Raw genomic sequence first — 12,821 nt, forward strand, 5'->3', positions numbered from 1 at the left:
ATTTTATAACTATGAGTAAGTTTACAGACCAGGTAAAAGGGAACTGGAACGTGGTAAAAGGAAATTTAAAACAGAAATGGGCCGATCTTACGGATGATGACCTGTTATATGAAGAAGGGCAAGAAGACGAGGTGATCGGTCGTATTCAAAAACGTACAGGCGAAACAAAGGAAGATATCAACAGGTTTATTGATGATCTGAAGTTTGATTAATATTATTTCGCCAGTTATTTTAATGCTCCTCTGCTGAGGGGCATTTTTTTGGTTTTTATTTTTACTGAGCCCAAAGTATAGAAAAATTATTATACTTGTGTACGCTTGGCACGATCCTCTGATTGGTTAACTAAAATAGATAATGCCACATGTAAGTCATTTAAGTTAGCTGGCTGAATATATCGGGACTGTTACCATGAAGCGGGAGCCCTGTAATATTGTTTGTTTACGGGGATGCAATTCCTTTTGATGATAAAAATAGCACCAGCTAAACAGAAATAAATGATTGCTCATAAAAGAAGAGATGGTTTTTTGGGGCAACGGATGATTATGTTGCCGCCGCATTTACTAAAAAGTGCCATCAAACAAAATCCACTTTTATCCCAGCTTTATATCAGCCAGATAGGGTATTTTCCTAAGGCTTCTTTTCATTACAGAGAAAGACGCAACGGGTGTTCTGATAATATTCTAATTTATTGTCAGCAAGGCAAAGGATGGTATGTGTTAGGAAAAGATTATTATGAAGTCAAAGCTAATGAATACGTGATTTTACCGGCGGGTTCCCGTTATATGAGGTATGGTGCAGATGAGCAGGATCCCTGGACGATACTATGGGTGCATTTTAGTGGGTCTCTGCTAAAAGAATTAAACCAGCTTTTTGCTATTACCAGTTCAAGCGGTGCAAAGCCAATACCTTTTAATGAAAAGATAATTGAAACATGGGAAACCATGTACCGGAGCCTGGAAATGGGATACACCATTCCTAATATATGTAATGCTAACTTCTTGCTATACCCATTCGTCGCGAGTTTTGTTTTTTCGGGACTTAATTTTTCGGGTACTCCCGATACATTGTCGGCCAAAGATGTATTAATTGCCGAAACAATCAGGGATATGAAATTAAACCTCAACAGGGCACTCACTGTTTCTGAAATGGCCGCCAGGCAATCTATATCAGCCTCCTATCTTACGCAAATGTTTAAGTCAGCTACAGGCAGATCTCCCATGGATTATTTTATACAATTGAAAATGCAGGTGGCCTGCAAGCTGCTTCATAACAGTAATATGAAGATCAAAAATGTGGCCCTGGAGGTCGGCTACCAGGACCCATATTATTTTTCCAGGATTTTTAAAAAGTATATGACCATGTCGCCCGAACTGTACCGGGAAGCTGGCTGGAAAGAAATGGGACTCAAAGAATAGCTCGCCCGGTTGCGTTGTAATCTTAAGCTTTTTTTTTGAGTGTATAGTAAGGACAGCGCTTACAGCATTTATGCTGTACTAAGAGCCTGTTTAAAAATAAAATGTAAAAAAGAATATGGGCATTGTTAAACGGTGGTAACATATTTCTTTGAGTTACTTAATGTTAAAGATATAAACAACGTTCGGAAACTGAGAGACCATTCGGGTTTATAAAGACTTTCTTGCCTGCATTGGCCGATTCCGGACAGCAAAATATCTTATCAGCCAGGTGTTGACGCGCGCTACTGAAAAGCATACCGGGTGTGCGTTGTAGCATTTTTTTATTTTTCCGAATGAATGCTACAACATTGTAGCAAACTTCCTGGGAGCATTTTTAACCTGCTACAAAAGGAAATGCTACAAAATAACGGAGCCCGTATGCTGAGATGATTTTATCCCTTCAAAATACTAATGGAATCTTCTGAAGAAATGGTCAAATTATCTGTTGTAAGTATCTTAATAAAACATTTTTAAGCAGGCTCTAAATCCGCCGGTCTTATTTTAATTCCGGAATTTCCCCCGGAAAGTTTTTTGTTTTTATAAACAGGGAAGTGGAAGCTCCGCACTTGTATTGTCCATTAAATGGCTTTACTGCCATAGAGATGGAAGTACAATGATTGTTTTCAATCCCGTATTTATAACAATTTTTAATTGTCATTTTGTCAAAAAAAGTAGAATAATATAGGTAAATAGTAATAAAATCCATTTAAATAGCGGTTTTTATAACAGAAACAGGGCTTTTTCGTTCCCCGGGGCTTTGCTTTGATGTATAACCTGGTCGGGTTATCAATTATGGGATTATCCATCTAAAATGACGGTTGTACTATTTCCTTTCCAGGGTTGATCGAATTACTTTGTAACTGCTTAAACTTAATACTAACTTCTAACGATTATTTACATGATTGCTTTAAACAATGTCTTCAGCGTGTTGAAGATGGCTATGGTATTGGTTTTTTCTATCGGTGTGCTGCCCGCACTCTGCCAGAAAAAGATCACGGTTGTTGGTACTGTAACAGACTCATCCCTTGCACCGCTGGCAAATGTGAGCATAACTGTTCAGGGAAGCAGTGCAGGCACTCAAACCGACAATAACGGCCGGTTTGTTATAGATGCGCAGGCTGGCAGCACGCTTATTTTTTCCGCGGTATCATATAATGACTATCGGTATAAGATAGGTACAGAGGTGGCTGCCAACGTTAATATTACCCTGCTTCCCAAAGTGATATCTGCAGATGACGAGGTCATTGTAACGGCCTATGGAAAAAAGGTAAGGCGGGAGTCGGTCACCGGATCTGTATCTACTATTAAACCAGATCAGTTGCGAACACCTGCATCCAACCTTACTGCAGCGCTGGCCGGTCAGGTGGCCGGTGTAATTGGGTTTCAAAGCAGCGGGCAGCCGGGTTTTGATAATGCAGACTTTTTTGTGCGAGGGGTTACCTCTTTTGGGTTTAGACAAAACCCTCTTATTTTGATAGATAATATTGAACTGACTACAGATGATCTTGCACGTTTACAGGTAGATGACATCGCCGAATTTTCCATATTAAAAGACGCCAGTGCTACTGCACTTTACGGCTCACGCGGCGCCAATGGAGTAATACTGGTTACTACTAAACGGGGGAAAGTAGGTAAGCCCAGTTACAGCGTACGTTATGATAACTCTCTGTCCACACCAACCCAGAACCTTGAATTAGCAGACCCGATTACTTACATGAAGCTGCATAATGAAGCCCAGCTTACAAGAAATCCTAACCAGGTGCCCCAGTTCAGCGCAGACAAGATCTATTTTACACAACGTACGCTGGAGGGGGCACCCGACGGTAATCCTTATGTTTACCCCGCGGTAGATTGGGTAGATCTGATGTTCCAGAAGTTTTCCCGAACCCAAAAGGTAAACGCCAGTGTGGCCGGTGGAAGTGAGGCCACACAGTATACCGTATCCGGTTCTTATAGCCAGGACAATGGCCTTTTGCGCGAGAGTGATCAGAATATTTTTAAGGGAGGGATCAAATTCAAAAACTATCAGTTACGGTCGAACGTAGATATTAACCTTACCAAGATCACCAAATTGAGTGTTGATCTCTGGGGAACGTTTAATGATTACCAGGGACCCATTACTGATGATGCCAATGGTTTTGCTACCGATTTATACTTTATGGCTACACACAGCAGCCCTGTGCTTTTCCCGGCCTACTATGCGCCCGATAAGGTCAATGAACAGACAAAGCATATTTTGTTTGGTAATTTTAACGGGGCATCTCCTAACAGAGAGGGCACTATATTTTTGCCTACACAGGGAGTAGGATACCCCAATCCCTATGCCCAGATGATGCGTGGTTACCGCACTATGAATAGCTCCCGCCTCAGTGCTACGCTGCGGCTGAATCAGAACCTGGATATGATTATCAAAGGCCTGAGCTTCAGCGGTTTTTTCTCCACCAACCGTTTTGCGCAGGTATCTTATAGTATGACCTATAATCCTTTTTACTATACAGTAGGTTCTTACGACCGGGCTACCAATGAATATACGCTTTTTCAGCTGAATAAGGTATCGGGATTGCCTTTTTCCGGCGGGCGGGCTTCCGGCTCCAATGGTGTGCCTACCGAATACCTGGCTATATCAGCGGGCGACCGGGCATCCAGTTCCTTTATACAAATGCAGGGAATATTGAACTACGACCGGAGTTTTGGTGATCATAATGTAAATGGATCTTTAGTGGTAAACCGGCAACAAAATTTAAACCCTGCAAACGTCACTGATTTTTCGAGAGTGTTACCCAGCAGAAACCTGACTTATGCCGGCAGCGCCCGTTACGGGTACCGGAATAAATATAACCTGCAGTTCGATTTCGGTTATAACGGTTCAGAAAGATTTGATCCTTCACACCGGTTTGGTTTCTTTCCGAGTGTTTCGGCGGGATGGGTGATCAGCAAGGAACAATTTTGGGAGCAAAGTTCTATCAGTTCTGTGATCACTATGCTGAAATTACGAGGCAGTTACGGGATGTCTGGTAATGATGATATCAGCTCTCAAAGGTTTTTTTATATTTCTAACGTAAACCTGGAAAACTCTGCTGCAGGCGCTTCCTTTGGTACTAATAACGGGTACAGCAGACCCGGCGTTACGATTAATGGTTATCCCAACCCGGAAATATCATGGGAGATCAGTAAAATTCAAAACTATGCCATTGAATTTACTTTGTTCAAGTCCCTTGATTTTATAGGTGAGTACTGGACCAGGAAAACGACAGATATCCTGCAGACCCGGCAAATACCCAACAGTTTTGGATTGGAAACAAATCTTAGCGGTAACCTGGGCAAGGCAACTTCGAAGGGGGTAGATCTTACACTAAATTATAAAAAGTCATTTTCGAAGGATTTGAATATCGTGATTATGACCAATGGTACTTATGCCGCAGGCAGATATGATTATTTTGAAGAGGCAGACTATGGAGCCGAATACTGGAGAAAACGAACCGGCCAGAACCTTGGTCAGCGTTGGGGTTATATTGCCGAGCGTTTGTTTGTGGATGATAAAGAAGCTGCAGCCTCTCCTAAACAATTATTTGGATCTTCTGGGTTAGGTGCCCGGGGTGGGGATATCAAATACAGGGATATAAACCAGGACGGAATCATCAATAGCGCCGATATGGTACCGATTGGTTTGCCCAACAGTCCTCAGATTAACTATGGTTTCGGCCTTACCGTTAATTATAAAAATTTTGATCTGGGTCTTAGGTTTACAGGACAGGCACGGGCCTCTCTTTATATGTACCCTGACCAGATCAGCCCTTTTATCAGGGATTTTACTGTACAGGGTGGAAGCAACATTGTGGGTGCGCCCGCTCAGATCTTAAAAGCATTTGCTGACGATCATTGGTCAGAAGATAATCAGAATATGTATGCGCTATATCCCAGGTTGGGCACGCTTCCTTCTGAAATCGCCAATAATACGCAGAGCAGCACCTGGTGGTTGCGGAGTGGTAGTTTGTTGCGGTTAAAGTTCGCTGAACTCGGATATAGTCTTCCGCAAAGGTGGTTAAGGAAGGGGAACTTTAGAGGAGCCCGTATTTACTTCAGCGGCACCAACCTGGTACGGTTCAGCAGTTTTAAACTATGGGAGCCGGAGCTATCCATCAACACCAGCGGCAACAGGCCTTACAGCGCCTTTAACTATCCGCTCTTAAGAGCATACAATTTAGGTATCAATATCCAACTATAAAACCCTGGAGAGCAGCATATATGAAAAAGAATCATTTACTCTTTACTTTAGCTATTGCGCTATTTACTTTTACGATAGCAGGATGCAAAAAATTCTTAGATGTAGTACCTCCCAACATCGGCACATTGGAATATGCGTTCCGCAACCGGGATGAGGCTGAAAAATACCTTTTTACCTGCTATAGTACCCTGCAGCAGGGATCCGGAATGCTCAGTGATCCATGGTTTGCATCGGGTGGAGATCTGGTATTGCCACAGGAATACCTCGGGTCTATCGGCTACTCGGCTCCTGGTCTTCAATTGGTAAAAGGAAATGTACAAAATAAAGACAACCCGGTGCTCAATTACTGGGATGGTGGCAACAGCGCAACGGCGAGTTACTTTGACGCTATTCGTCGTTGTAACACTTTCCTGGAAAATGTAGACAAGCCGTTCGATCTTACAGTTTCTGAAAAAGAGCGTTGGGTAGCCGAGGTTAAATTTTTGAAAGCCTATTATCATTTCTTCCTGGCAAAATTATATGGTCCCATTCCTATCGTTCGTAATAACCTGCCGGTAACGGCGCCAACAGAGGCTACCCGTTCAAAAAGGGAACCGGTTGATTCGGTGCTCGCCTATGCAGTGCAATTGCTGGATGAGGCAACTCCCAACCTGCCGGTACAGATCAGCAACCTGGATCAGGAGCTGGGGCGCATCACCCAGGTAATAGCCAAATCTGTAAAGGCACAGGTGTTGGTAGCAAGGGCGAGCCCGCTGTTTAACGGCAACCCGGATTATGCCAACTTTAAAAATAAAGACGGATCTCCACTCTTTTCCGCAGCTGTAAATAATAGCTTATGGGCCGAGGCTGCACAAGCCTGTAAGGAAGCCATTGATCTGGCAGAATCTATAGGACTTGGCTTGTATACTTTCATTATTCCGAGTAATGTAACGCTATCACTTACCGATTCTTTGAAAAAGGAAATGAGCTTCAGAGGTGCTGTTACCGAAGAGTGGGACAAAAACAAAGAACTGATATGGGCTCTCAACGGCATTTTCCCTCATCAGGAAAGAATGCATGCCAAGTTAGTAGCCAATTCGGTTAATAACAGGGGTATGAATACCATCGTGAGTCCTTTCGGTGTTACAGATCTTTTCTATACCAATAATGGCGTACCTATTACGGAAGATCGTACCTGGGATTATGCCAACCGGTTTGATCTGCAAAGCGGCGATGCAGCCCATCAATACTATTTGCAACAAAACTATCAAACAATTAAAAATAATTTTAACCGGGAAGTGAGGTATTACGCCAGTTTTGGATTTGATGGAGGTAAATGGGCGGGCAATGCCATTTTGAGCAACACCAGCAGCTCTATCCTGAGTGTGCAGGGAAAAGGAGTGGGTAGCAGATCGGGCGCCGGGAGTAAGGAGGCTGGAAATGTCTTTGGCATTTGGCCTAAAAAATTATGTCATTGGCGTACCATTTTTCCTGCTGTAGGTACAGGTATTACCATCTTCAATTATCACCTGCCGCTTATACGTATGGCTGATCTTTACCTATTATATGCCGAGTGTTTAAATGAAGCCAACGGGCCTTCGCAGGAAGTGTATGCATACCTTGACAGGATAAGAGCCCGTACGGGCTTAAAGGGAGTAGTAGAATCCTGGGCTAATTACTCTAATAACCCGGGTAAGCCTTTAAATAAAAATGGACTGAGGCAGATCATACACCGCGAACGCCGTATCGAGCTTTGTATGGAAGGCCAGGCTGGCTGGGATTTAAGAAGATGGAAAGAATATATTGAAGCTGCGGCTACACCCATACAGGGCTGGAGTGTAGATCAGTCGGAGTCCAACCGTTACTACCAGTTAATCACTTTCTATGTGCCATCTATTTCAATAAAAGATTACCTGTGGCCTGTTTCAATGCAGGAGATGCTGGTCAATCAAAACCTTGTTCAAACCCCTTATTGGTAGCGGTAGGCATTAAGCTACCGCACTATCGATGAACAACAGATGCTTTTTTTGAACAAACTATTCAATACAAAATAACAATGATACACATAAAAAATATTCATACCTGCTCTCTTATTTTGACCGTCAGTGTATTGATGATGCTTATTTCCTGTAGTAATAAAAACGGGTTTATAGAACCGGTTTCTACGGACATGACAAAGCCGGATCCCATCACCAACTACAGGGTATCTAATTTTAACGGTGGAGCGTACATCATTTACGATCTGCCTAAATCAAATAATATACTCTATGTAAAAGCAAAGTATTATTTAGGCGATGGTACGGACAGGCCTGCAGAAACCCGTTCCAGTTATTTTTCTGACACGACAATGGTTGAAGGATTTGCAGATGCAAAAGAATATGAAGTGAAATTAACAGTGGTTAGCAGGGCCAATGTAGAGTCGGAGCCTATTACGGTAAAAGTAAAACCGCTGACGCCTGTTTATCGCTTAATAGCTGCAAATCTGACCATGGTGCCTGATTTTGCAGGAGTAAGGATAGAGGCGAATAATGAGTACAAAAAAAACGTGGGTGTTGTATTCCTTGATGATGCATTAGGAGGGGGGTATAGTATCCGGCAGCAGACGGTTACCGATTTCCCGCTTATTTCTTTTGCGGTCAGAGGCTATGATACTATCCCTAAAGTGTATGCTGCTTATATTACAGATAAATGGGGCAACAAATCAGACACGATACGTTCTACCGTTAAACCATTATTTGAAAAACAACTGAACAAAGGAGGTTTTAAAGCGTATCAACCGGGTGATGATATAATGCTTCACGCTACATATCCCATATCTAACTTATTTGATACATTATCCAACGGTGGCCCTAATACGGGTTCGTTCTGGCATACGGATAACAAAGTGGGTGAAATGCCGGTATGGTGCACTTTTACAACAGGTACTTATGCAAAACTAAGTCGCTTTAGATTGATGCCGAGGAATTTTGACGTATTCACTCATAACAATCCCAAGCTGTTTTCTTTATGGGGTACCGATTCGGAAAGGCCGGGACCCTTCACGCCGCCCCTGTTTGCAGAGGAAGGTACAAAGATCGGAGAGTGGGAAAACCTGGGCAATTTTTCGTTTAATGACCCATTATCCGGCGCTGCCCGAAATGCAGCTACACAGGCTGACAAGGATGAAGCCCTGAAAGGGCAGGAGTTTACGGTACGCTTCAATGCTCCTAAAGTAAGGATTATTCGTATGGTAGTATCAGAAACCATGGCCAGGACCATTCAGGGCAATGCCGCCGATCTTACATTCTGGGGCGATGAAAGATAACGGAAGCCGCTTCCGGGTTCTACATAAATTGTATGATGATATAAATAATATAAAATGAAAATCAGATTCGGATATCTCATTCTTGGTCTCTTCTTTTTTGTGGGCTGCGAAAAAGATCAGTATAAATACAAAAAATTTCTGGACAATAAAGAAGTGGTATATGCCGGGCTTGCAGAAAAGCCCATTGCCAGGAGCGGCAACCTGCGCGTACAGCTTGAGTGGCAAAAAAGTATTGACCCTTCGGTTGTTTCTTATATGATTTACTGGAACAATAATGGAGATTCGTCACGGGTACCCGCTACGGCAATCAATACAGACGGACTCTATAAGTATATGATTACAGGGCTTCCTGAATATGTACAAAGCTTTAATATCGTAACAGTCGATGATAGGGGAAACCGGTCTATTGGCCAGTCCTTAAATGCTGTCAGGGTTTTTGGTCCCTTTTATACTGCTTCTTTAACCAATCAACGATTGAATACACGGAGATTTTTTGGAACCGATTCGGTGAGAATGTTTTTCTTAAAAATGGATAGCACTAAAGTATTTTCCAGGATCCGCTATTATAAAAATGACAATTCCCTGGATAGTGTCACTTTTTTGAGTGACTCTGTAACTATAAAGTCATTTAAGCCGGGAACCAAACCTGCAATTCAATCCTACTTCAAACCTGCTGCAACAGCTATCGATACATTCAAAACATTACAGGCCGATAGCTTGCTGGCATTTTAAATACTTTACATTTCTATCAACAATCATTAACCTTATATCCTCATTATTCTTTAAACTACTATAAGATGATACTAAAAAAAATTATTGTTTCATTTTTACTTATTAGTAATATGGCTGCCTATGCCCAAACTAAAAGTATTACCAACGAAACCGCCGGGCAAAAAACAGCACGAATGAAATGGTTTACCGACGCGCGGTTTGGAATGTTTATTCACTGGGGGTTATACGCTTTACCTGGCCGGCACGAGTGGGTAAAGCAGCGCGAGCGACTGACAACAGAACAGTATGAGCAATACTTCGATAATTTTAATCCCGATCAGTTCGATCCGAAAAAATGGGCGAGCGAGGCGAAGGCAGCTGGGATGAAGTATGCAGTGTTAACAACCAAACATCATGAGGGCTTTTGCTTATTCGATTCAAAGTATACCGATTATAAGTCTACCAATACAGCGGCTAAAAGAGACCTTGTAAAAGAATTCGTAGATGCGTTTCGTGCCGAAGGACTTAAAGTTGGATTTTATTATTCATTGATAGACTGGCATCATCCCGATTTTACTGTTGATCGTATACATCCGCAAAGAGAGCGGAATAAAAATGAATGGTCGGAAAATGAAAAACGCGACACGGCCTACTACCAAAACCTGAACAAAGGAAAAGATATGAGCCGGTACCGCAAGTATTTGAAAGACCAGCTTACCGAGTTATTAACCAAATACGGTAAAATAGATATTTTGTGGATGGATTTCTCTTACCCCGGAGCTCAGGGTAAAGGCAGGAATGATTGGGGTTCCATAGATCTTCTCAAAACTGTAAAAAAATTACAACCCCATATTATCATCAACAACCGGTTGGATTTAAATGAGTATACCGATGGCTTTGATTTTGAAACGCCTGAACAGGTGAAGCCCAATGAGCTGTTGAAGTATAAAGGTAAGTACTGGGAAACATGCCAGACATTTTCTGGTTCATGGGGCTATTACCGGGATGAGCACAGCTGGAAAACCCAACGCCAGTTGCTGGATCTGCTGATCACTTCTGTTGCCAATGGTGGTAACCTTATATTGAATGTAGGACCTACCGCCCGCGGCGAATTCGACTATCGCGCTAACAAGGCATTAGATAGCCTGTCGTATTGGATGCATGCGAATAGCCGTTCTGTTTACCATTGCACTTACCCGCCTGATGAATTAAAGCTTCCCACTGAAATGAATACACGCCTTACTTATAATCCTGTTACCGGCAAGCTTTATATACATTTATTTAATTACCCCTCAGATGGTAAATTGGTGCTGCCGGGCTACAAAGGAAAAGTAAAGTATGCGCAACTACTCAATGATGCGTCTGAAGTACAGTTTACCACTACAGGATTTGACATGGAACTTAAACTGCCCCGGGAAAAGCCGCCCTACGAAGTTCCGGTTATCGAATTAAATACAAAATAAGGATACTTTTAGGGAGTATTCATGACGGAAAAAACAAATGCACAACATCAGATTTTTATGTATGAAAAAATGGAGGATTATCTGGCTGAACTATGCAGCAACAGTTTTTTGTAATGTGCTGTTTTTTCAACTACAGGCGCAAAACGTAAAAGAGCCTGCACCGGTATATCCTGTACCAACAGAGGCTCAATTGAAATGGCATGAAATGGAAATGAATGCGTTTATTCATTTTACCATCAATACTTTTACTGACAAGGAATGGGGTTATGGCGATGAAAACCCGGCTTTGTTCAATCCATCGGGTGTAGACGCGCCACAATGGGTAGCTGAATTAAAAAACGCCGGATTCAAAGGATTAATCCTTACGGCCAAACATCATGATGGGTTTGCATTGTGGCCTTCAAAATACACCAGTCACTCTATAAAAAACAGTCCTTACAAAAATGGAAAAGGGGATATCGTAAAAGAGTTGAGCGACGCTGTAAAAAAGGGCGGATTGAAATTGGGGTTATACTTGTCCCCCTGGGATAGAAATCATGCTGATTACGGAACCGGGTCTTATATCACCTATTACCGCAAACAGCTCAGCGAGCTGGTTAAAAATTACGGACCTCTTTTCGAAATATGGTTTGACGGGGCCAACGGGGGAGATGGGTTTTATGGCGGCAGGAGAGAAGCACGAAAGATAAACGGGGCTACTTATTATAATTGGCCCGCAACAATAAGAATGGTAGATAGTATTCAGCCCAAACCACAGATCCTGTTTTTTAGCGATGCGGGCCCCGATATCAGGTGGGTAGGCAATGAAGAAGGCCATGTAGGTAAAACCAATTGGAATAATATTACACCCGACACCCTGTATGCGGGCAAAAGTGGAATCAATAGTTTGCTGAATACGGGGTCCGAAAATGGCACCCAATGGATACCCGCGGAAACAGATGTTTCTATAAGATCAGGATGGTTTTATCACACCCGGGAAGATGCAAAAGTGAAAACGCCGGAGAAGCTATTCGATATCTATCTTTCATCTGTTGGCAGAGGCTCCACTCTGTTACTGAATATACCTCCGGACAGGACTGGCAGGTTTCATGAAAACGATGTGGCTTCATTAAGAGGATTTAAAGAACTGTTGAATCGCCGGTTAGGAACTAACCTGGCAAAGAAAAGTAAAGTAACTGCCAGCAATACACGTGGTAAAAATCCTCGCTTTGCCGGGTCCGCAATGACTGACGGGAATAAAGAAACCTATTGGGCTACTGATGACGGGGTTACCAGTGCCAGCTTTGAAATAGAATTAGATAATCAAAAAACCGTTCAATATATATTATTACAGGAATATATACGCCTTGGGCAGCGTGTAAAGAGCTTTACAATTGAGGCATTACAAGGGAGCGATTGGAAGTTGTTAGCTGAAGAAACAACCATCGGGTATAAGCGAATAGTAAATGTAACGCCGGTTACTACTCAAAAAATAAGGGTTACTATTACAGCGTCCAAAGCCTGCCCCCTTATTTCTAATGTAGAGGTTTTTTAGTTTAAGTACATATTGGAACATGCGAACTGATAAAAGGGAGAAGAGGTAATACTACTTCTCCCTATATCGGTTCGTTCTATAATTATGCATGAAACAATTGAACGAACCAGGAAGGGAAGACGTAAGGTTTTAAATAGTGCCGGGATAACAT

At 42.4% G+C, this 12,821-nt stretch carries 8 protein-coding genes; all 8 read left to right on the top strand.

Going from position 1 to position 12,821, the window contains the following annotated elements:
- Positions 1-11 precede the first annotated feature (11 nt).
- The 8 genes from ACLOAU_RS19500 (at position 12) to ACLOAU_RS19535 (ending at position 12,670) form a co-directional block, all read left to right on the top strand.
- The gene (locus ACLOAU_RS19500) at positions 12-212 is read left to right on the top strand and encodes a CsbD family protein (protein WP_427863584.1); all 201 of its coding nucleotides are present in this window, start codon (positions 12-14) and stop codon (positions 210-212) included.
- A gap of 282 nt (positions 213-494) precedes the next feature.
- Positions 495-1,415, top strand: a complete 921-nt coding sequence (locus tag ACLOAU_RS19505) for an AraC family transcriptional regulator (protein WP_427863585.1) — start codon at positions 495-497, stop codon at positions 1,413-1,415.
- A gap of 937 nt (positions 1,416-2,352) precedes the next feature.
- On the top strand, positions 2,353-5,679 hold the full coding sequence (locus ACLOAU_RS19510; protein ID WP_427863586.1) for a SusC/RagA family TonB-linked outer membrane protein: 3,327 nt from the start codon (positions 2,353-2,355) through the stop codon (positions 5,677-5,679).
- A gap of 20 nt (positions 5,680-5,699) precedes the next feature.
- Entirely contained in the window at positions 5,700-7,637 is a 1,938-nt protein-coding gene (locus ACLOAU_RS19515) for a RagB/SusD family nutrient uptake outer membrane protein (protein WP_427863587.1), read from the top strand.
- Between the two features lie 77 nt (positions 7,638-7,714).
- Positions 7,715-8,962: a DUF4959 domain-containing protein gene (locus tag ACLOAU_RS19520; protein ID WP_427863588.1), complete on the top strand. Its 1,248-nt coding sequence runs from the start codon at positions 7,715-7,717 to the stop codon at positions 8,960-8,962.
- Positions 8,963-9,016: 54 nt separating this feature from the next.
- A complete protein-coding gene (locus ACLOAU_RS19525; RefSeq protein ID WP_427863589.1) occupies positions 9,017-9,694 on the top strand; it encodes a DUF4998 domain-containing protein in 678 nt (225 codons plus the stop codon).
- Between the two features lie 65 nt (positions 9,695-9,759).
- Positions 9,760-11,136, top strand: a complete 1,377-nt coding sequence (locus ACLOAU_RS19530; protein WP_427863590.1) for an alpha-L-fucosidase — start codon at positions 9,760-9,762, stop codon at positions 11,134-11,136.
- A gap of 61 nt (positions 11,137-11,197) precedes the next feature.
- Positions 11,198-12,670: an alpha-L-fucosidase gene (locus tag ACLOAU_RS19535; RefSeq protein ID WP_427863591.1), complete on the top strand. Its 1,473-nt coding sequence runs from the start codon at positions 11,198-11,200 to the stop codon at positions 12,668-12,670.
- The last annotated feature ends 151 nt before the right edge of the window (positions 12,671-12,821 follow it).

It is taken from the genome of Paraniabella aurantiaca, assembly GCF_050309965.1.
In the GTDB taxonomy this organism is placed as follows: Bacteria; Bacteroidota; Bacteroidia; order Chitinophagales; family Chitinophagaceae; genus Niabella.